Below are 19,678 nucleotides of genomic sequence, written 5' to 3'. Positions count from 1 at the left end.
AAGATCGCCGTCGGGATCGGGTTCGTGTCCGCCGTGGTCGGAGAGATGGTCGGGTCCACGAAAGGGCTGGGGTGGTACGTCACGCAGTCCCTGAACCAATTCGACATGACCGGAGGCGTGACGTCGCTGATCATCATGGCGGTCCTGGCGCTGATCCTGTACAGCATCGTCGGGGCCATCGAGCGGCGCGTGTGCCGCTGGCAGGCCAGCTCCACCGCGGCGAGGACGGTGCCGATGTGAACCGGGTCCGTCCGACCGTCGCGCAGGCGGGCGGCCGCTCGCGCGCCGGCGTCGAGTGGCTGCTGCGGCAGGATGGGCGCACGGCCACGGTGATCGGGCCCCGAACGCCGCAGCCACTGCAGGCCTCCGTCGACGCTGTGGACGTCGCCCTCGATCACGCGATCCTCAACGACGTGGACGCGATCGTTCCCCCGGACTCGGCGTTCGCAGACGTTCGCGACACGTCCGGTTGGTACGTGGGCCCTCTGACGGACGCCGGCTGATACGCACGCGCTCGCCGCGGCGGCTCCATCGGTGGATCGGCGCCGCCGGGGTCCGACGGAAGGCCCCTCCGCGGCGGGCACGGGTGCCGGCGTCCCCCGGGGGTCGGCAGTCGGCGGAGCGGGGAAGGGTTTTCAGGAGGACTGGCATGGGTGACGAGACGATCGCGGCCCGGCTGGGCAAACTCGAAGACGAGCGGGACGTCGTACGAACCTTGTATCGGTACGGGCACGCCCTCGACTATGGGCCCGAAACCGCGTTCCTGGACGTGTTTACGGAACACGGCACGTGGACACGCGTCGCGGGGCGGAAGCCCGCCCGCAGCTTCGAGGGGACGCACGGACTGGCCCAGATGTTTCGCGATCACACGCACGCGCCGGAGTTCTATCACAAGCACGTGGTGGTCAACCCGCAGGTCGACATCGACGGGGATACGGCGACGGCGCTCAGCTACCTGATCTTCGTCAATGACCACCCCGACGGGCCGTACATCCGGGCGTTCAGTCGCTGCCGGGACCGGCTGGTGAGATGCCCCGACGGGCGGTGGCGCATCGAAGCGCGCAGGGCGGAACTGGAGTCCTGGGCGGACCGGGACTTCCCTCCGGCGCCGTGGACGACCCTGCCGCCGGAAGTCCGATAAGAACACGCCGGGTGGAGACGCGAATCATTCTCGACGCGAACAGGGGGAGTTGTAAAGATGAGTCAGCGGTCCGGCAAGCGAGCGGTGGTTGGCACGATCGATGCGGGCGGCGTGTACTGCTCCCGCGCGGCCGCGGGAGGAGGCTTTGTCTTCCTCGCCGGCACCGCGATGGACGAAACGGGGCGGCTGGCCGACGCCGCGAAGCCTGCACCGCCGTACGAGTACTCGGACGCCGCGCAGGCGCGGGCGCAGACGCGGTACCTCTTCGGGAGATACCGGGACCTGCTCCCGACGATCGGGTCCTCCATCCTCGACATCGCCCAGCTCGAACAGTACGTGAAGCTGAAGGTCCACACGGACGGGTACTTCAAGGTGGCCCTCGGGCCCGAGTTCATGGACAAGTCCCGGCCGGGGGGCGCGACGGCGGAGGTCGGGCGGTACGTTCCCGACGAGGCAGTCATCAGCATCACGGGTCTGGCGATCGTTCCGGACGAGGCCTCGGGGCTGACCAAGAGCTACCCCGGGCTCGATCCCTCAAAGCCTGCTGGCCAATTCCCCGAAATGGTCGCGGCCGGCCCGTACCTCTTCACGACGTACTATCCCACGGACAGCAAGACCGGGATCCATCCGTCCGTTCGGACGGAAGATTGGAATTGGCGGGGGAGCGAGATCCGCAACGAGGCCGAGTACGGCGTCGAGGTCATGAAGACGCGACTGGCCGCCGTGGGGGCGTCCCTCGCCGACATCGTGGACTACACGCTATTCTTGGCCGACGCCCGCGATCTCTACGAGTTCGACCTGGCCTTTGGTCAGGCGCTGGGCCAGCCCGCGCCGACCCGGACCGTCATCCCGGCACACGGATTCGCGAACCCGCGGCGAGAGGGCGCGGTCGGTCACGCCCAGGGCGCCCTCCGCATGGAGGCGCAGTTTAGGTGCCTGCGGCCCGGGCACGGCGGCGAGAAGGTCGTCGTTCCGGGGCCGGGCGCGGGGTTCGGGTATCAATCCGCCGCGATGCGCGCCGGGCCGCTCCTCTGGATGTCGAGCCAGGTCGCCGACCAGGAGCACCGAGGCGCCGGTGCCGCGCGGGAAATCACCAATATCTTTGAGAAGATTGACACGACGTGCCGGAACGGCGGCACGACCCTCGGAAATCTCTTGAGGCTTCGGGCGCTGGTGACGCGACCGGACGACGCGCTGGCTGTCTACGCGGCGCTGCGGCGCGCCGTGCCGAGCGATCCGCCGGCGGTGTGCGTCGTGGTCGTGCCCTCGCTGTACGTGAGTGGATGCTCGATCGCGCTGGATGCGGTCGCGTACGTCGACCACACGTGACCGCGCAAATGGACGGAGAACGACTCGGCGCCGGAGGGGCTCATGAGCATTGAGCTGACGGACGACCAGCGGCTGATCTGCGAGGCCGTGCGGGACCTGTGCGCCAAGTATCCGGACGCGTACTGGCGGACGCTGGACGAGACCAGCGCCTACCCCGACGCGTTCATCGAGGCGCTGTCCGCGGGCGGCTGGCTCGCCGCGCTGATCCCGGAGGCGTACGGCGGCACCGGCCTCGGGATCATGGAGGCGTCGCTGATCCTCGAGGAGATCAACCGCTCGGGCGGCAACGCCGCCGCCTGCCACGCGCAGATGTATATCATGGGGACGCTGCTGCGCCACGGCAGCGAGGCGCAGAAACAGCGGTGGCTGCCGGCGATCGCGTCGGGCGCGCTGCGGTTGCAGGCGTTCGGCGTCACGGAACCGGGCGCCGGTTCGGAGACGACGCGGATCCAAACCTCCGCGGTGCGGCGGGACGACCGCTACGTCGTGAACGGGCAGAAGGTGTTCATCTCGCGCGCGGAGCACTCGGACCTCATGCTGCTGCTCGCGCGGACGACCCCGTACGACGAGGCCGCGGACAAGACGCGCGGGCTGTCGGTGTTCATGGTGGACCTCAAGGAGGCCGTGGCGCGCGGGGCGATCCAGATCAAGCGGATCCGGACGATGCTGAATCACCACACGACCGAGCTGTTCCTCACCGACCTCGAGGTGCCGGCCGAAAACCTGATCGGTGAGGAGGGGATGGGGTTCCGCTACATCATCGACGGCTGGAACGCGGAGCGCATTCTAATCGCGGCGGAGTCGATCGGGGACGGGCGGTGGTTCATCGAGCGGGCGACGAAGTACGCGACGGAGCGCGTCGTGTTCGGGAAGCCGATCGGGGCGAACCAGGGCGTGCAGTTCCCGCTCGCGCTGGCGCACGCGCACCTCGAGGCGGCGAACCTGATGCGGTTCCACGCGGCGGCGCTGTTCGACCAGGGGAAGCGGTGCGGGGCGGAGGCCAACATGGCGAAGCTGCTCGCCGCGGACGCGGCGTGGGAGGCGGCGAACGCCTGCCTCGACACGCACGGCGGGTTCGGGTTCGCCGCGGAGTATGATGTCGAGCGGAAGTTCCGCGAGACCCGCTTGTACGCCGTGGCGCCCGTCAGCAACAACCTCGTGCTCGCCTACCTCGGCCAGCACGTGCTGGGCCTGCCCCGGTCCTACTGATTGGCCCGCCGCCGCGCGGGCACGCGGAGGGGAGGAACGGGATGACGCGGACGATCGCACAGGGCCGCTACTACGAGGACTTCCACGTGGGGGACGTGTACGAGCACCCGTACGGGCGCACGGTGACCGACGCCGACAACATCTGGTTCACGAACCTGACACTCAACACGAACCCCCTGCACTTCGACTACGCGTTTGCCGCGCAGACGGAGTTCGGCCGGCCGCTGGTGAACAGCTGCTTCACGCTGGCGCTCGTCACGGGGATGTCGGTGATCGACATCAGCGAGAACGCGTTCGCGAACCTCGGCTGGGACAAGGTCCAGCTGCCCGCGCCGGTGTTCGTCGGGGACACGCTGTACGCGGAGAGCGAGGTGCTGGAGATGCGCGAGTCGCGTTCGCGACCGACGGTCGGCGTCGTGCGGTTCCGCACGCGCGGCTACAAACAGGACGGCACCGTCGTGATCGAGTACGAGCGGACGATCATGGTGTACAAGCGCGGGCAGTCCCCCCGCCGCGCGCGTCCCCGCCCGACGGGCGCGGCGTAGCGCGATGCCGGGCATCCTGGACGGGGTCCGCGTCCTCGATCTCACACGGAACTTCGCCGGGCCGTGCTGCACGCAGATCCTGGGCGACCTGGGCGCCGACATCGTCAAGGTCGAGCGCCCCGGGCCCGGCGACGACACGCGGGACTGGCGACCGCCCGACTGGAACGGCGTCAGCACGTCGTTCATGGCCTTCAACCGCAACAAGCGCAGCCTCGCCGTGGACCTCGACGCCCCGGACGGGCAGGCGATCGTCCGCCGTCTCGCGCTGCGCGCAGACGTGCTGGTCGAGAGTTTCCGGCGCGGTAGCCTGGCGAAGCGGGGGCTGGACTACGAGCGCGTGTCCACCGAGAATCCCCGGGTCGTGTACTGCTCGATCAATGGGTTCGGTTCAACGGGGCCGCTCCGCGACCGCCCGGGGTACGACCCGGTCGTCCAAGCCTACTCCGGCATCATGAGCATCACCGGGGAGCCGGGCCGGCGTCCCCTCCGCACCGGACCGTCGATCGTGGACATCGGCACCGGGATGTGGTGCGGGCTGGCCGTGGTCGGTGCGCTGTACGCCCGGGAGCGAAGCGGACGGGGTGCGAGGATCGAGAGCAGCCTGCTCGAGACCGGCGTTGCGTGGGTCGGCTACCACTTGATCGGGTACTTCGCCACGGGCCGGGTGCCGGGACCGGTCGGGTCGAGCGCGTCGATGATTGCGCCGTACGAGGGCTTCGCCACCCGCGACGGGCACCTCCAACTGGCCGCCGGGAACAATGCGATCTTCGCTCGATTGTGCCGCGTGCTCGATCTGACGGAGTTGCCGACCGACCCGCGGTTCCGCACCAATGCGGACCGCGTCGCGCACCGCGAAGCGTTGCACGAGATCCTGGAGGCGAAGTTCGTCACGCGGTCCGCGCGGGAGTGGGAGGAGACGCTCTCGGCCGAGGAGGTGCCGTGCAGCTGCGTCCGCAGGCTCGACGAGGTCACGCGGGATCCGCAGGTCGCGGCCCTCAGCATGTTCCCGTCCGTGCCCCACCCGGCGATCCCGGACCTGCGGCTCGTCGACCAGGCGTTTCGAATCGACGGCGACCGGGCGGCGCGGCTCGACCCGCCCCCGAGCGTGGGCCAGCACACCGACGAGATCCTCGCCGACTGCGGGTACGGGGCTGCGGAGATCGCGGACCTGCGGGGGCGCCGGGTGATCGGATAGCGGCGTCAGGCCGCTCCGCCCCAGCGGATCGTGCACGCGCCCCACGTGTAGCCGGCGCCGAACGCCACCATCACCCCGAGGTCGCCGACGCGCACGCGTCCCGCCTGGACGGCCTCGTAGAGCGCGACCGGAATCGACGCCGCCGACGTGTTCCCATACCGCTGCACGTTGACGAAGAACTTGTCCATCGAGACGCCCAGTCGGACCGCGACGGAATGGATGATCCTGAGATTGGCTTGGTGAGGAATGACGAAGGCGAGGTCTTCCGCGGCGAGATGCGCGCGGCGCAGGGCCTCCGCCGCCGCCTTGGGCATCGTCTGCACCGCGAATTTGTAGACCTCGGGTCCGTTCATCGACAGATAGTGATCACCGCGTTCGACCGTCTCGTGCGACGCGGGGAGCCGGCTGCCGCCGGCCTTGAGGTTGAGATGATGCCGTCCCTCGCCGCACCCGCCGAGCGCGAACGACAGAAACCCGCTCCCCTGTTTGGCCGGGCGCAGCACGGCGGCACCCGAGGCGTCGCCGAAGAGCACGCACGTCGAACGATCACGCCAGTTCGTGATGCGGGAGAGCGTGTCGGCCCCGACCACGAGGACCGTCTGCGCCTGGCCGGACACGATCGCGCCGTGCGCGACGCTGAGGGCGTAGACGAAACTCGAGCAGGCGGAGGAGACGTCGAGGCACCCCACGGTGCGCGTCCCGAGCCGTTCCTGAAGCAGGCACGACACGTTTGGGAACGACATGTCGGGAGTGGCCGTGCCGACGATGATCAGATCGAGATCGCTGGGGCCGACACCGGCGGCTTCGAGAGCTTCCTTTGCCGCGCCGAGGGCGAGGTCCGAGGTGGCCTCTCCCGCCTCAGCGATCCGGCGTTCCTCGATGCCCGTGTGACTGCGGATCCACTCGTTGGTCGTGTTCACCGTGACGGCGAGGACATCGTTGGTCAGGACGTGCTCGGGAACGTACCGTCCCAACCCCACGATGGTGGATCCGGTCTCCATGAGCGGTGCCTCCGTCGTGCGTGCGTCTGGTCGGCGCCGTGACGTCGGGGGCACGGCTGCGTCCCGTTGGAGCCCGGCCGGGGCCGCGTCCTTCGGAGATCGTCACGCCCGTTCCGGCCGTCTCTCGGGCCCCGAAGCGTTTCGTCGGACAGCGCAGGCGCCGCGAATCCATCCGGAGCCCTTGGGCGCGTTGCGCGGCGGTGAGCTCTGACGCGTTCGGGCGGCGGAGAGCCGACCCCCACCAAATTCAAAGCGTATCGTATTTCGAGGACCCGCACAAGGGCTCGCAGGCGATCCGTGACAAACGCCGCGCGATGGCAGAGGAGCCGTTTGCCCCTCGCCAGAACCCAGGCGCGGACGGGCGTACGGAAGACCGCTCCGTTGGAGGGGAAACGTGAGCTTGTACTACGAGGACGTCGAGATCGGACAGGTGTTCGAGAGTCCCGGCAGGACGATCACGGAGGCGGACGTGGTCGCGTTCGCCGCGCTCTCGAGCGACTGGAACCCGATCCACACCGACGCGGAGTTCGCCAAGGCAACACCGTTCGGGCAGCGAATTGCCCACGGCAACCTCTGCATCGCGATCGCGATGGGACTGGCGGTTCGACTCGGTCTGTTTACCGAGACGACGATCGCGGTGCCTGGGCTGGAGTGGTCGTTTAAGGCGCCGGTTTTCATCGGCGACACCGTTCACGTCCGGATGCGGATCGCGGGGAAACGGCTGACGTCGAAGGGGGACCGGGGGCTGCTGGAGCGCCGGATCCAACTCGTGAACCAGCGCGGCGACATCGTGCAGGAGGGGACCGCGCCCCTGCTCATCAAGGTGCGGTCGCCCAAGAGGGAGGGGTGACGTGGATCCGCTGTTGCACGACCGGGTCTCGTTGATCACAGGCGCGGCGTCGGGGATCGGCCGGGCCGTGGCCCTGCGATTCGCGGCGGAGGGCAGCGACGTCTTTGTGTTCGACCTGAACGAGTCCGGAGCGCGCGAGACCGCGGACGCGGTGCGCGCGCTCGGGCGCCGCGCGGGCAGCGCGCGGGTCGACGTGTCCGACGCGGCGCAGGTCGAGTCCGGCGTGGCGGACGCGGAGGCGGCGTTCGGCCGGATCGACGTCCTCGTAAACAACGCCGGCCTCACGCGCGACTCGACGATCGCGAAGATGGCGGAGCCCGACTGGGACCTGGTGTTGGACGTGCACCTGAAAGGGACGTTCCTGTGTACCCGGGCGGTCGGCGCGCGGATGCGCAAGGCGGGGCGCGGCGCGATCGTGAACCTGTCCTCGATCTCCGCCAAGTTCGGCAACTTCGGCCAGGCGAACTACGCGTCCGCCAAGGCGGGGATCGTCGCGCTCACGAAGGTGACGGCGCGCGAGTATGCGCGCTATGGCGTGCGCGCCAACGCGATTCAGCCGGGCATCATCGACACCGCGATGACGCGTGTGCTCGGGGAAGAGGTGCTCGCGAAGCGCGCCCAGGAGACCCCGCTCGGCCGCATCGGGCGGCCGGAGGAGGTCGCGAACGTCGCACTGTTCCTGGCGAGCGACCTCGCAAGTTTCGTCACGGGGGTCGTCATCGAGGTGACCGGCGGGCGTCATATGTAGCCCGCGGCGGTCGCACAGGGCCCGGCCCGCGCGCCGGAGAAGGCTACGGCGGACGACTCACCCTTCCGCCGAGGTGCCCGGGATGGACGACCTGAACGCGTTGAAGACCAAGGTGTGCGCCGAAGTCGATGCGATGCGCGAGACGTTCGTCTCGCTGAGCCGGCGGATTCACGCAACACCCGAACTCGGGTTGCAGGAGCACCAGGCGGCGGAGTGGCTCACCGGGCTCCTCCGCGAGCACGGCTTTGCGGTGACGCAGTCGGTCGCGGGCATGGAGACGGCGTTCCGCGCCCAGGTGAAAGGGGCGCAGGCGCGACCCCACGTCGCGCTGATCGCCGAATACGACGCGCTCGCCGGCGTCGGCCACGCGTGCGGCCACAACCTGATCTGCATGGCGAGCGTCGGCGCGGGGGTGGCGCTGCACCGCGCGATTCCGAAACTGCCCGGCACACTCACGGTGCTCGGCACGCCCGCCGAGGAGACGATGGGCGGCAAGATCCCCATGGTCGACCAGGGCGTGTTCGAGGGCGTGGACGCGGCGATGATGTTCCACCCGTCGCGGAACAACTGGTGGGTCCGCGGCGCGCTCGCGGCGCAGGGGCTGACGGTGACGTTCCACGGGAAAGCCTCGCACGCCGCCGCGGCGCCCGAGAAGGGCATCAACGCGCTGAACGCGCTGCTGCTGACTTACCACGCCATCGACTCGCTCCGCCAGCACGTCACGAGCGACGTTCGCATCCACGGGATCATCACGAAGGGCGGCGACGCCCCGAACGTCGTGCCGGCGCTGGCCCAGGGCGAGTTTCTGGTGCGCGCAAACACCCGCCCGGCGCTCGTGGAGGTGATGGCGCAGGTCAAGCGCTGCGCGGAGGGCGCCGCCGCGGCGACCGGCGCGCGGGTGGAGTTTGAGCAGGGGCTCGTGTACGCCGAGCGCAACAACAGCCCGGTGCTCGCAGGATTCTTCGGCGAGAACATGGAGCGCCTCGGCGTCCACGGCGACCAGCCGCCCGCCCAGGGCGGCGTCGGATCATCCGACATCGGCAACGTCAGCCTGGTCGCGCCGACGATCCACCCGTACCTCTCGATCACCGACGACGCGGCCGGCCACACGCCGGAGTTCCGCGACGCCTCGACCTCCGAGCGGGGGTACGCCGCGATGCTGAACGCCGCCAAAGGCCTCGCGATGACGGCCCTGGACGTGATGTACAGGCCGGGCGCGGTGGAGGAGCTGTGGACGGCGTTCCGGGTGAGCCAGCGCGGATGATCGTGGCCGGCGCGGGGATCGTCAGGCGCTGCCCCGGCGTTCCACCAGGTAGAGCGACGCACGGCATCTGACACGCACCCGGAGGCATCCCGTTGGCCAAGGAATCTCTGTCCCGTCCCGCCCCGTCCACCACCGCACCGTTTCTGTATCGCCCCCTGCGCATCCGGGGCGTGACGCTCCGGAACCGGATCGTCGTCTCGCCGATGTGCCAGTACTCGTGCGAGCGCCGCGACGGGATCGCGACGCCGTGGCACCTCGTGCATCTCGGCACGCGCGCCGTCGGCGGCGCCGGGCTGGTGTTTACCGAGGCATCGGCCGTCACCCCTGAGGGCCGGATCGCTCCCGAGGATCTCGGCATCTGGTCCGACGCCCATGCGGAGGCGCTGGCGCCGATCGCGGCGTTCGTCACATCGCAGGGGGCCGCGGTCGGCATCCAACTCGCGCACGCCGGCCGCAAGGCGAGCACCGCGCGCCCGTGGGAGGGCGGCGGCGCCCTCACCGACGCGCGGGGCGGGTGGACGCCGGTCGGGCCCAGCGCGGTCCCGTTCAGCGACACCTACCGGACGCCCCGGGAGATGAGCGAGCGCGACATCGCCGGCGTCGTTCGGGCGTTCGCGGACGCCGCCGAGCGGTCGAAGCGGGCGGGGTTTCAGGTGATCGAGCTGCACGCCGCGCACGGCTACCTGCTGCACGAGTTCCTTTCGCCGCTGGCCAACCGCCGCACCGACCGGTACGGCGGCAGCTTCGAGAACCGGACGCGGGCGCTGCTCGAGGTCGTGGACGCCGTGCGCGGCGTGTGGCCGGAAGACCGGCCGCTGTTCGTGCGGATCTCGTCCACCGACTGGGTCGACGGCGGGTGGGACTTGGACCAGAGCGTCCGTCTGGCTGCGACCCTCGCGGCACGTGGCGTGGACGTGATCGACGCGTCCGGCGGCGGGATGTCCCCGGCGCAGCAGATCCCGCTGCGACCCGGCTACCAGGTGCCGTTCGCCGAGCGCGTCCGGCGCGAGGCCGGGGTCGCCACGATGGCGGTCGGTCTGATCACGACCGCGGAACAGGCGGAAACGATCCTGGCCGAAGGCCAGGCGGACTTGGTGGCGATGGCGCGGGAGCTGCTCCGAAATCCCTACTTCGCATTGCACGCGGCGGCATCGCTCGGTCATCCCGAGGGCGCCGTCTGGCCGCCGCAGTACGTCCGCGCACGGCCGTAGCCGGCGCGGCGCGGGGCGCGCGCCGCGAACCGCATCACGACAGGGAGGATCGCGCCATGCCGTCTTGGGAAACGCGCGGCATCGACAGTGTGCCGAGCCCGCGCACGGTTGAGGAGTCGCTCGCCCGGCTCGACGAGATCGTCAGGTCCGCCGGGCTCACCGTGTTTGCCCGTATCGACTTCAGCGGCGACGCGGCGCGTGCGGGACTCACGATGCGCCCCGCCCAGCTGCTGCTGTTCGGAAACCCGAAGGCCGGGACGCCGCTCATGGTGGCGGCGCCAAGCGTTGCGCTCGACCTCCCGTTGAAGGCGCTCGTGTGGGAGGACGCCGAGCGGCACGTCTGGATCTCGTACAATACGCCCGCCTACCTGAAAGAACGGCACAGCGTGCCCGACGACTTGATCGGGAACATCGCGGGGATCGCGGCGCTGGTGCGGCGCGCGGTCGCGTAGGCGTTGCGGGATCTATGCAGACGTTGACGACCCTGGACGACATCCGAGCCGCCCGCGCGGTCATCCACGGGCGGGTGCACCGGACGCCGCTCTTCACCTCGCGAATCCTCGGCGAGCGCGTCGGGGTACGGCTGTTTCTCAAGGCGGAGAACCTCCAAAAGACGGGGTCGTTCAAGCCGCGGGGCGTGCTCAATAAGCTGCGGCACCTGTCGGACGACGAGAAGCGCCGCGGCCTGATCACGATCTCGGCCGGCAATCACGCGCAGGCGCTGGCGTACGGGGCGGCCCTGGAAGGGTTGCGCGCGACGGTCGTGATGCCCGGTCACGCGAGCGCGACGAAGGTCGCGGCCTGCCGAGCGTACGGTGCCGAGGTGGTGCTCGGCGGCACCATGCACGAGGCGTTCGAGAAGGTGCACGAGTTGCGGGACGCCCGCAACCTCACGCTCGTGCATCCGTACGACGACCCCGCCATCATCGCCGGCCAGGGGACCGTGGGGCTCGAGATCCTCGAGGACCTGCCCGACGTGGACGCGGTCGTCGTCGCGATCGGCGGCGGGGGGTTGATCTCCGGCGTGGCCGCCGCCGTCAAGCTGAGCCGGCCCGGCACGCGCGTGATCGGCGTGGAGCCGGAAGGCGCGCCCACGCTCTGGACGGCCCTGCAGCACAACGCGATCACCCGCCTCGAGTCGGTGAACACCATCGCCGACGGCCTGACCGCGCCCGTCGCGGGGGAGTGGACGTTCGCCGCGGTGCGGCGGTTCGTGGATGAGGTGGTGCTGGTCTCCGACGCGGAGATCGGCGGGGCGACGGCGGCGGTGCTGCAGTACGCCAAGTTGCTCGTGGAGCCGGCCGGGGCCGCCGGGCTGGCCGCGCTCTTGTGCGGGCGGATCAGGTTCCCTGCGGGCGCCCGCGTCGCCGTCGTCTTGAGCGGCGGCAACGTGGACTGGAAGGTGCTGCAGAGCTTATTCTAGGGCGCGCGCCTAGGGGTGACGATCCAGGAACGCCGCGATCGCGCGCACGGCCCGGTCTGGAGCCTCCTCCTGCAGGAAATGGCCGACATCCTCGAGTTCGTGGGTCACCGCGTGCGGATACTGTCGCTGCCAGCTTCGCAGCACCGCGGGGGTCAGCACAGGATCCCGCATGCCCCAGAGGAGCAGCACCGGGATGCGCGCGAACGCGGCCAGCCCCGCTTCGATCCGCTTCATCTCCGCGTAGGATGGGTCGGTCTCCGCGACGGGAATGTCCCTCGTCCAGCACACGAGCGCCAGGCGCGACGCCGGGGTAGGGAATGGCGCGAGGTAGGCATCCAGGACCGCGGGCGTGAGCCGTTCGCGGTGATAGGTGGTTCCGACAAGGGCCGTCTCCACGTAGCCGTTCTTGTCGAGCACAAACCGTTCGCCTTTGCTCGACCGGATGATCTCGAGCAGGCGCGGCAGCGGCCCGCCGGGCCACGGTGCCGAGGCCCACGTGTTCATGAGAACGAGGCGCTTGATGCGTGCCGGATGCCGGATCGCGAATCCGAGCCCGACCGGCCCGCCCCAGTCGTGGACGACGAGCGTGATGCGGTCGAGGTCGAGCGCGAGCAGGAGGGTCTCCAGATTCGCCCGGTGATGTTCGAGCCGGTACGGATACGGCGCGCCGGGGACATCCGATTTGCCCATTCCCATGTGATCCGGCACGATGCATCGCGCGCGGCGCGCCAGCGTCGGGATGAACGCGCGGTACAGGTAGCCCCACGTCGGATCGCCGTGCAGCAGGACGATCGGCTCGCCCGCGCCCTCGTCGACGAAGTGCATCTCGAAGCCGTTGATCGTGCGGTACCGCGGCGCGAACGGGAACGCGCCGCCGAACGTGTCATCCGCGAGGCCGCGCATGCGCGTGTCGCTCCCTCCGGCGGCGGGGGTGCTCGTGTCTGCTCTCTTTTCAGGGTGGCGGGGCCGCGTCGCGATCGACCCTGAGCGCCCCGCAGCGTTCCCCCAGCCCGCCCGGTCTCGGCGCGTGCGACCCGGCGTCCGGGCATCGAGATCGCCCCGCCGTCAGTGGCCCATCACGCCGATTTCGAAGACCTGGTTGTAGAAGAGCAGCTTGCTGTCGAGTTGGATGTAGAAGAAGATTCCGAGTTGGCGATAGATGAGGATCTTGTTCTTGCGTGCGTTATCGACCGCGACGGTTGAGGGCGCACCCAGAGCCGCCCGCACCTCCGCTTCAGAGCTCCCGATGTGCACGTTCTTCAGGGTGGCAAATCGCGTATCGTTGAGCGCCCAGAGTCGATCCACCATTCCGCCCTTCGTCACCTCGGCGCCGATGCCGTCGTTCCGCGGGGGCTGGTACCAGCGTACGATCGTTGCGCCGCCGTTCTGCTGGTTCGTGCTCGCGGGTGACCCAAGAGCCGACCGCGCCTCCTCGACTCGCATCCCGAGTTTTGCCGCGCCGATGCGCTGCCCCGGCACGATGACGAAATGGTCCGCTGAAACCGGGACCGACGCCGCCGCCGCGGTCCGCGGTGGCGGCGGAGCCGGCGGTGCTGTCCGCGGCGGTGTCGGAGCCGGCGGTGGTGTCCGCGGCGGTGTCGGAGCCGGCGGCGGTGTCCGCGGCGGCGTCTGCACCTGGGTCGGCGCGGGAGCGGGTGGCGGCTCCTGCGGCGGGGCTGTGGTTGGGGAAGGCGGTACCGACGCTGCTGTTTTTGATGTTGCCGGGGCTGGTGTCGGTTGCCCCGGTTGCGGCGCCCCCGTTCCCCCCACGCCTCCTGCGGTGACCGATGGCGATGGAGCCGTTGAAGGCGGCGACGCAAGGACCAAAGGCGGCCGTGCAGGCGCAGCGGGCGGCGCAGTCGATGCCGGCTGCGGTTGCGCCGCGCGGCGTCTCAGGGCTTGAGCCAGAAGTGGCCTCGCTGCGTCCGCCGGAGCCGCATAGGCGGTCGCGGCATCCGTGCTCGGGAGTTGCCCGCGCACCACGCCGACCACGTGGCCGGCCAGATTGAGTATGGGCCCACCCTCGCCCCCGAGTCGCTGCTTGGGTTGGAACAGCAGTACCCCATCGCGAAAGCCCTTGATCGTCGCTTCCGTGACAAGGATCGCTTGGGCCTGTGTGTCCCTGTCCGGCGACTGCGTGATCAGGGCGGCGACCGAAGGGAAACTGAAGGCTAGCGCGTCGTCTCCCGCCCACGCCGACGATGCGTCGTCGATCTGCAGTGGCACCACCGTCGAATCCGGAATCGCCAGGATCGCGAGATCGCTGCTCGCATCAGCGGCGGCGATCGTCGGTTCCAGCCATGCCGATTGCGGGAACTTGACGCGGAGTTGGGAAGATCCGGCGACGACATGATACGATGTCACGGCGATCCCCCGGTCGATGACGAACGCCGCCCCCGAGACCGTGCCGGATGGATGATCTGCGAGGACGATCCCGATGCTCGGTCGGGCCTTCTCGACGATCGTTCTGAGGGCCGGAGTCGAGACCTGAGAAAGCCCGAAGGCACCGGCCAGAAAGCCGGCGAAGATCTCAAACAGCAATGGGATGATGCCTAGTACCAGTAGGGGCATGGGCTCCTCATTCTTCAGGCGAGTGTACTGCCCATTCCGTCCACTCCGTGCGTGTGCGAATTGCCCTCGGTGACTAGCTTATCGTACCGGTCTCTCGATTCCTCTCGGGTTGGATCGGAACCGCGACGGGTATTGTGTATTTCTGGGAGCACGCGCCATCCTCCTCGGCCAATCCGCCGGAGGGTGTCAGCGGGTCCACCGGATCGTCGGGCACGCTAGGCACACGGAATCGGTCGGATCAAACCCTGGTGTGATGGAATACGAGGTCCAAGCCGCTCCTGGGTCAACCCGCGACGACGTTGGCTCCCACAGGATCGGCTTCTCAGAATCCAGAACATGAGAGCCGGCGCATGCGTGCCGGACGATCAGGGCATGCGGCCGGCCGTACTCCGAATGCCTCGAGGAGCCAGCATGACCGACCTCGCTCTCTGCGTCGACGGCTTGATGGAGCGGGCGACGCGGCTGCTCGACCGGTTCTGCCGCCAACCGAGCGTCTCTGCGGAGGGCGTGGGGATCTCCGAGATGGCGGAGCTGCTGGCGCAGGAGATGCGCGGCCTCGACATCGACACGGCGGTGCACACGACGCCGGGAGCGCCTGTGGTCGTCGGCTGCGTTCCCGGAGGCGGCACCCAAACCCTGCTGTTCTACAATCACTACGACGTACAGCCGGCGGATCCGCTCGACGAATGGGTCACGCCGCCGTTCGAGCCGCGTATTCGAGACGGCCGTCTCTACGCGCGCGGGGCGACGGACAACAAGGGCAACATCGTCTCCCGGCTGATGGCGCTCGAAGCGCTTCGAGCGGCGGGTCCGCTGCCGTTGACCGTCAAGTTCCTGGTCGAGGGCGAGGAGGAGACCGGCTCGGCGCACCTGCCGGCGTGGGCCGCGGCCCACACGGCCCTGCTCGCGGCCGACGCGTGCGTGTGGGAGGACACGTTTCGCGACGAACCGGACGTCGCGACGATCACCCTCGGCAACAAGGGGATGTGCTACGTCGAGATCGAGTGCGACACGGCGAGCGTGGATTTCCACTCGTCGTACGCCGGCATCTATCCGAACGCGGCATGGCGTCTCCTGGAGGCGCTCGCGACGCTGCGCGGACCCGACGGGCGCGTCGCGGTCGAGGGGTTCTACGGCGATGTCCGTCCCCATACGGACGAAGATCGGGCGCTGCTCGCGAAGCTGCCCCCTATCGACATGGCGGGACGCCGCCGCACGTTCGGCCTGTCACACGTGCCGTATCCCGACGGCCGCGACGCCCGGAGGGCGCATCTGACGGAGCCGACGTCGAATCTGGCCGGATTCGAGGCGGGGTACCACGGCGCCGGCTCGAAGACCGTCGTCCCCCGGCGGGCGGTCGCAAAGGTCGACTTCCGGCTGGTGCCCGATCAGGATCCGCAGCGGGTCCTCGACGGGATCAAGGCGCACCTGGGGCGGCGCGGGTACGACGACCTCCGAGTCACCCTGCTGAGCGGGGCTCCGCCGTCCAAGACCCCGCCGGGCCATCTGAGCCGGACGATGGAGGCGGCGGCGCTCGCGGTCTACGAGCGCCCGGCGCAGGTGGAGCCCTGGGGTACGGGTTCGACGCCGAACTGGATCGCTTCCGAAGTGCTGGGCGTGCCGACCGCGGCGACGGGGGTGGGAATCGCCGGAAGCAACACCCACGGGCCCAACGAGAGCCTAGGTCTGGAGGACCTTCGGAAGGGGATCCGGTACATGGCCGAGATCATGCGCCGGTTCTGATCGACCGGCGTCGCGGGCGCCGGGCGTCGAGACGATCCGGTTCACGAGGAGGCGCGATGAAGATCACCGGTATCGACTGCCACGTGCTCCTCGACCCGGGCATGGACGTCGGCGCGACGAGCTCCGCACAGGACGACATCGTGGTGGAGATCCACACCGACGAGGGCCTCACCGGGATCGGCGAGGCCGACGTCAACCCCTGGATCGCGCGTGCGTGCATCGAGGCGCCCGGGACGCACACGATGGGGCTCGGCCTCCGCGAGATGCTGATCGGCCAGGATCCGCTCCAGGTCGAGGCGCTGTGGGAGCGATTGTACGTCGGCTCCGCGATGAACGGGCGGCGCGGCGCGGTCGTCCACGCGATCGGCGCGCTCGATATCGCGCTCCACGACCTCCGCGGCAAGGCCCTCGGCAAGCCGTGTCGCGAGCTGCTGGGCCCGGTGCGCGCCGCGCCGATCGTGCCGTACGCGTCGCTGCAGCCGGAGGTCTCCGAGTTCGACGCGTACCTTGAGTCCGTCGTCGCGTGGGCGCGCGAGGCGCAGCGTCGTGGCTTCACCGCGGCGAAGCTCGAGATCACGCCGACCGGTCCGTACGCCCACAAGGGACTCCGGGCGCCGTACGCGCGGATGGTCGAGCCGATCGCGGCCGTGCGCGAGGCGGTCGGGCCGGCGTTCACGATCATGGTGGACGTGCAGTACGCGTTCCCCGACGCCGAGACGTGCCTCGCAACGGTCCGCGGCTGGACGGACTACGACATCTTCTTCCTCGAGACCCCGCTGGCGGCCGACGACCTCAACGGGTACGCGCGCGTCAGCCGGGAGCAGCCGATTCCGATCGCCGCGGGCGAGTGGCTGGCGACCCGTTTCGAGTTCCTCGAGCTCATGGATCGGGGCCGGATCCGGGTCGCGCAGCCGGACGTTGGGCGGGTCGGCGGCCTGACGGAGGCGCGGCGCGTCTGCGACCTCGCCGGCCGGCGCGGCCTGGCGATCGTGCCGCACGCTTGGAAGACCGGGATCTCGATCGCCGCTGCGGCGCACCTCGCCGCGGTGACGCCCCACTGCCCCTTCATCGAGTTCCTCCCCGACGAGTTGTGCGAGTCCGCGCTCCGCCGGGAGCTGGTCCGCCGGGGACCGCGGATGGTGGACGGTGTGGTGCAGCTGCCGGACGCACCGGGGCTCGGCGTCGAATTGAACCGGGACGCGCTGGCGCGGTTCGAGGAGGCGGCGGCGAAAGCTGCGCGCTCGGCGGCGCAGGGGAGGGTGATATGACCGACATGCGCGCGATCAAACACCTGATCGTCCTGATGATGGAGAACCGGTCGTTCGACTACTACCTCGGAGCGTTGACCCTCGAAGGCCGGACGGACATCCACGGGCTCACGCGCCCGTTGCCCGCGGTCACGGACCTCGCCGGCAACGCCGTGAGCGCGTGGCAGATGGACGCGGCGTCCGTCCCCCCGGTGCTGGAGGTTCCCGATCCACCGCACGGGTGGGACGCCGCCCACGCCGACTGGAACGACGGAAAGAACGACGGCTTCGTCGTGCAGTACCAGCGGAATCCGTCGACGTCGACGGCCGACGCCAAGACCCCGATGGGGTACTATACCCGCGCCACGCTGCCGGTACTGTACGCGCTCGCCGACCGGTTCACGGTCTGCGATCACTGGTTCGGCTCGGTGCTCAGCTCGACGTGGCCCAACCGGAAGTACCTGCACTCGGGCAAGCGGGACGGCGACAACGATACCCAGACGCTGCCCCCGTTCCCGGGCTTTCAGACGACGCCGCTGTACCACGTGCTGGAGGACTGCCTCGAGGCGGACGGGTCCGGGCGTACGCTGACGTGGAAGTGCTACTTCTCGGATCTTCCGTTTCTCGCGTTCTGGTACCGGTTCGCGGCGAGCCACGGCAGCAACTTTGCGCACGTCGGGGACTTCGTGGCGGACTGCCGGGAGGATCGGTTGCCGACGATCAGCGTCATCGATCCGGCGTTCACGGTCGCGGACGACCACCCTGCGCACAACCCGCGGCTGGGGGAGAAGTTCATCGGCCTCGTCGTGGACGCGTTGACCAACAGTGAGAGCTGGGCGAGCAGCGCGCTCGTCATCCTCTACGACGAGAACGGCGGATTCTACGACCACGTGGCGCCGCCGCCGTGCTTCGAACGCCCGCTATCGCCGGACACGCCGCTTGGATTTCGCGTGCCGGCGCTCGTGGTCAGCCCGTACGCCAAGAAAGGTTGCTGTCATACCACGTTCGACCACACGTCGATCATGAAGAGCATCCACGTCCGATGGAACGTGCCGTTTGGGCCCGAGTTCGGCACGCGCTGGCAGGCCGCGCCCGACATCTGGACGGACTGCTTCGACTTCACCCAACCTGCGGTGCAGACCGGGACCTACACGGGCGCACCGATCACCGACATCAACTGGGGGACGGGGGTCCACGACCGGATGGTGAAGCCGCCCGATGTGCTGGAAGGCCTGCTGGAGCGCATTTTCCTGCTCCCGGAGCTCAAGGCACTCGACCGGCGGGCGCAGGTCTACGACACGCTGGGATCGTTCGAGCAGTCGGTGGTCACCACGAAGCGCATGACCGACATGACCCGCGGCCCGCAGCCGTAGCTCCGAGCACAGGCCTTCGCGCGCCGGGTCAACCGCGCGGAGCGCCCGCGTCTTTGGGCGCGCCCGGTGGCGGCGCGTCCAGCCAGGCGCGGATGACTGCGGCCAGGTGGGCGCGCGCCTGCCGTACGATCTGTTCTCCTTTTTCGAGCGACGCCTGGCGCACGTATCCGGCGTACCCGTCCCAGGGCGTAGGCGCGGACTCGACCAGCACGTAGGGACGGTCGGTCGCGAGGGCCGGCCGCGGCGGAAGCTCGGGCGCGAGGTCCAGCTCGACCGCGTCGTGGGCGAACGCCCACGCCGCCGCGGTCTCATAGGGACCGCCGTGCCCCCGGCCGCTGTGGCGCTCGAACATGCGCTGCGCGTCGGTCTCCGGCGGGGCGACCATCTGCCACCAGTTCACCAACAGCAGGCTCGCGGTGTGCTTGCCCGAGACCCACTCCATCGCGGCCCGCGCGACCGACATGTTGGCGTCGTGGGCGTTGAGCAGCAGCACCCGGACGAATCCGGCCTGGAGGATCCCCTCGAGCACGTCGCACAGGTACTCCAGCGCGACGCTGGGGCGGATCGCGACCGTTCCCGGATACCCGCGCGTCTTGCCGGGGCACGCGGCGTACGTGACCGCGGGGTACGCCACGGCCGTAAACTCGCCCTCGAGGGTCCCGGCGAACCCCTCGGTCAAGATCAAGTCCGTACCGAGCGCGAGGTGCGGCCCGTGCCACTCGACGCTGCCGAGCGGCAGGACGGCGAAGTCGGCGCGCCCGACCCACTCGGCCAGACGTCCCCCCGGAATGTGTGCGACCGCGTGCACGACGGCCATCGTGATGTGCC

At 69.6% G+C, this 19,678-nt stretch carries 20 protein-coding genes; 16 read left to right on the top strand and 4 right to left on the bottom strand.

The window, feature by feature from the left end; genetic code table 11:
- The 7 genes from VKZ50_10805 to VKZ50_10775 all read left to right on the top strand — a co-directional run.
- On the top strand, window positions 1–240 hold a 240-nt coding region (locus tag VKZ50_10805), incomplete at its 5' end, for an ABC transporter permease subunit (GenBank protein HLJ60210.1).
- Window positions 237–503 carry a hypothetical protein gene (locus tag VKZ50_10800; protein HLJ60209.1) on the top strand — a complete coding sequence of 89 codons (267 nt, stop codon included), beginning with the start codon at window positions 237–239 and terminating at the stop codon, window positions 501–503. The genes VKZ50_10805 and VKZ50_10800, both read left to right, overlap by 4 nt.
- Before the next feature lie 146 nt (window positions 504–649).
- Entirely contained in the window at window positions 650–1,141 is a 492-nt protein-coding gene (locus VKZ50_10795) for a nuclear transport factor 2 family protein (protein ID HLJ60208.1), read from the top strand.
- Window positions 1,142–1,198: 57 nt separating this feature from the next.
- Complete coding sequence (locus tag VKZ50_10790) at window positions 1,199–2,470, top strand: hypothetical protein (protein ID HLJ60207.1); 1,272 nt, start codon at window positions 1,199–1,201, stop codon at window positions 2,468–2,470.
- Window positions 2,471–2,512: 42 nt separating this feature from the next.
- Window positions 2,513–3,679, top strand: a complete 1,167-nt coding sequence (locus VKZ50_10785; GenBank protein HLJ60206.1) for an acyl-CoA dehydrogenase family protein — start codon at window positions 2,513–2,515, stop codon at window positions 3,677–3,679.
- A gap of 41 nt (window positions 3,680–3,720) precedes the next feature.
- Window positions 3,721–4,224, top strand: coding sequence for a MaoC family dehydratase (locus tag VKZ50_10780; protein ID HLJ60205.1), 504 nt, complete (start codon window positions 3,721–3,723; stop codon window positions 4,222–4,224).
- 4 nt (window positions 4,225–4,228) lie between these two features.
- Window positions 4,229–5,419 carry a CoA transferase gene (locus VKZ50_10775; GenBank protein HLJ60204.1) on the top strand — a complete coding sequence of 397 codons (1,191 nt, stop codon included), beginning with the start codon at window positions 4,229–4,231 and terminating at the stop codon, window positions 5,417–5,419.
- A 5-nt stretch (window positions 5,420–5,424) separates the two neighbouring features.
- Here VKZ50_10775 and VKZ50_10770 read toward each other — a convergent pair whose 3' ends face one another.
- Entirely contained in the window at window positions 5,425–6,420 is a 996-nt protein-coding gene (locus VKZ50_10770; protein HLJ60203.1) for a beta-ketoacyl-ACP synthase III, read from the bottom strand.
- Window positions 6,421–6,814: 394 nt separating this feature from the next.
- Between VKZ50_10770 and VKZ50_10765 the strand changes: the two genes are divergently transcribed.
- The 6 genes from VKZ50_10765 to VKZ50_10740 all read left to right on the top strand — a co-directional run bounded on the left by VKZ50_10765 (window position 6,815) and on the right by VKZ50_10740 (window position 11,916).
- Window positions 6,815–7,270, top strand: coding sequence for a MaoC/PaaZ C-terminal domain-containing protein (locus VKZ50_10765; protein HLJ60202.1), 456 nt, complete (start codon window positions 6,815–6,817; stop codon window positions 7,268–7,270).
- 1 nt (window position 7,271) lies between these two features.
- A complete protein-coding gene (gene fabG, locus VKZ50_10760; protein HLJ60201.1) occupies window positions 7,272–8,018 on the top strand; it encodes a 3-oxoacyl-ACP reductase FabG in 747 nt (248 codons plus the stop codon).
- A gap of 82 nt (window positions 8,019–8,100) precedes the next feature.
- The gene (locus tag VKZ50_10755) at window positions 8,101–9,282 is read left to right on the top strand and encodes a M20 family metallopeptidase (GenBank protein ID HLJ60200.1); all 1,182 of its coding nucleotides are present in this window, start codon (window positions 8,101–8,103) and stop codon (window positions 9,280–9,282) included.
- A gap of 92 nt (window positions 9,283–9,374) precedes the next feature.
- Complete coding sequence (locus VKZ50_10750; protein HLJ60199.1) at window positions 9,375–10,493, top strand: NADH:flavin oxidoreductase/NADH oxidase; 1,119 nt, start codon at window positions 9,375–9,377, stop codon at window positions 10,491–10,493.
- Between the two features lie 56 nt (window positions 10,494–10,549).
- Window positions 10,550–10,945, top strand: coding sequence for a DUF302 domain-containing protein (locus VKZ50_10745; protein HLJ60198.1), 396 nt, complete (start codon window positions 10,550–10,552; stop codon window positions 10,943–10,945).
- A gap of 14 nt (window positions 10,946–10,959) precedes the next feature.
- Window positions 10,960–11,916, top strand: a complete 957-nt coding sequence (locus VKZ50_10740; GenBank protein HLJ60197.1) for a threonine/serine dehydratase — start codon at window positions 10,960–10,962, stop codon at window positions 11,914–11,916.
- Between the two features lie 9 nt (window positions 11,917–11,925).
- Here VKZ50_10740 and VKZ50_10735 read toward each other — a convergent pair whose 3' ends face one another.
- Together VKZ50_10735 and VKZ50_10730 are read right to left on the bottom strand one after the other, a co-directional pair.
- Window positions 11,926–12,819: an alpha/beta fold hydrolase gene (locus VKZ50_10735; GenBank protein HLJ60196.1), complete on the bottom strand. Its 894-nt coding sequence runs from the start codon at window positions 12,817–12,819 to the stop codon at window positions 11,926–11,928.
- A 162-nt stretch (window positions 12,820–12,981) separates the two neighbouring features.
- Complete coding sequence (locus VKZ50_10730) at window positions 12,982–14,487, bottom strand: trypsin-like peptidase domain-containing protein (protein ID HLJ60195.1); 1,506 nt, start codon at window positions 14,485–14,487, stop codon at window positions 12,982–12,984.
- Between the two features lie 411 nt (window positions 14,488–14,898).
- Between VKZ50_10730 and VKZ50_10725 the strand changes: the two genes are divergently transcribed.
- From VKZ50_10725 to VKZ50_10715, 3 genes are read left to right on the top strand one after another with little or no spacing between them, the layout of a single operon-like run.
- Window positions 14,899–16,230, top strand: coding sequence for a M20/M25/M40 family metallo-hydrolase (locus VKZ50_10725; protein ID HLJ60194.1), 1,332 nt, complete (start codon window positions 14,899–14,901; stop codon window positions 16,228–16,230).
- Window positions 16,231–16,286: 56 nt separating this feature from the next.
- Window positions 16,287–17,498, top strand: coding sequence for a mandelate racemase/muconate lactonizing enzyme family protein (locus tag VKZ50_10720; GenBank protein ID HLJ60193.1), 1,212 nt, complete (start codon window positions 16,287–16,289; stop codon window positions 17,496–17,498).
- Window positions 17,495–18,850, top strand: a complete 1,356-nt coding sequence (locus tag VKZ50_10715) for an alkaline phosphatase family protein (GenBank protein HLJ60192.1) — start codon at window positions 17,495–17,497, stop codon at window positions 18,848–18,850. Before VKZ50_10720 ends, VKZ50_10715 begins: the two co-directional genes overlap by 4 nt.
- Before the next feature lie 28 nt (window positions 18,851–18,878).
- Here VKZ50_10715 and VKZ50_10710 read toward each other — a convergent pair whose 3' ends face one another.
- On the bottom strand, window positions 18,879–19,667 hold the full coding sequence (locus VKZ50_10710; protein HLJ60191.1) for a creatininase family protein: 789 nt from the start codon (window positions 19,665–19,667) through the stop codon (window positions 18,879–18,881).
- Window positions 19,668–19,678 lie beyond the last annotated feature (11 nt).

It is taken from the genome of bacterium (assembly GCA_035295165.1).
In the GTDB taxonomy this organism is placed as follows: Bacteria; Sysuimicrobiota; Sysuimicrobiia; order Sysuimicrobiales; family Segetimicrobiaceae; genus JAJPIA01.
This window is presented reverse-complemented; position numbering and strand designations above follow the sequence as displayed.

Bases quoted from the DNA above. Each gene is read 5' to 3' on its own strand.
- VKZ50_10790 (HLJ60207.1), top strand. From the start codon at position 1,199: ATGAGTCAGCGGTCCGGCAAGCGAGCGGTGGTTGGCACGATCGATGCG.
- VKZ50_10735 (HLJ60196.1), bottom strand. From the start codon at position 12,819: ATGCGCGGCCTCGCGGATGACACGTTCGGCGGCGCGTTCCCGTTCGCG.
- VKZ50_10710 (HLJ60191.1), bottom strand. From the start codon at position 19,667: ATGGCCGTCGTGCACGCGGTCGCACACATTCCGGGGGGACGTCTGGCC.
- VKZ50_10780 (HLJ60205.1), top strand. From the start codon at position 3,721: ATGACGCGGACGATCGCACAGGGCCGCTACTACGAGGACTTCCACGTG.
- VKZ50_10745 (HLJ60198.1), top strand. From the start codon at position 10,550: ATGCCGTCTTGGGAAACGCGCGGCATCGACAGTGTGCCGAGCCCGCGC.
- VKZ50_10725 (HLJ60194.1), top strand. From the start codon at position 14,899: ATGACCGACCTCGCTCTCTGCGTCGACGGCTTGATGGAGCGGGCGACG.
- VKZ50_10770 (HLJ60203.1), bottom strand. From the start codon at position 6,420: ATGGAGACCGGATCCACCATCGTGGGGTTGGGACGGTACGTTCCCGAG.
- VKZ50_10755 (HLJ60200.1), top strand. From the start codon at position 8,101: ATGGACGACCTGAACGCGTTGAAGACCAAGGTGTGCGCCGAAGTCGAT.
- VKZ50_10715 (HLJ60192.1), top strand. From the start codon at position 17,495: ATGACCGACATGCGCGCGATCAAACACCTGATCGTCCTGATGATGGAG.
- VKZ50_10785 (HLJ60206.1), top strand. From the start codon at position 2,513: ATGAGCATTGAGCTGACGGACGACCAGCGGCTGATCTGCGAGGCCGTG.
- VKZ50_10740 (HLJ60197.1), top strand. From the start codon at position 10,960: ATGCAGACGTTGACGACCCTGGACGACATCCGAGCCGCCCGCGCGGTC.
- VKZ50_10795 (HLJ60208.1), top strand. From the start codon at position 650: ATGGGTGACGAGACGATCGCGGCCCGGCTGGGCAAACTCGAAGACGAG.
- VKZ50_10720 (HLJ60193.1), top strand. From the start codon at position 16,287: ATGAAGATCACCGGTATCGACTGCCACGTGCTCCTCGACCCGGGCATG.
- VKZ50_10730 (HLJ60195.1), bottom strand. From the start codon at position 14,487: ATGCCCCTACTGGTACTAGGCATCATCCCATTGCTGTTTGAGATCTTC.
- VKZ50_10775 (HLJ60204.1), top strand. From the start codon at position 4,229: ATGCCGGGCATCCTGGACGGGGTCCGCGTCCTCGATCTCACACGGAAC.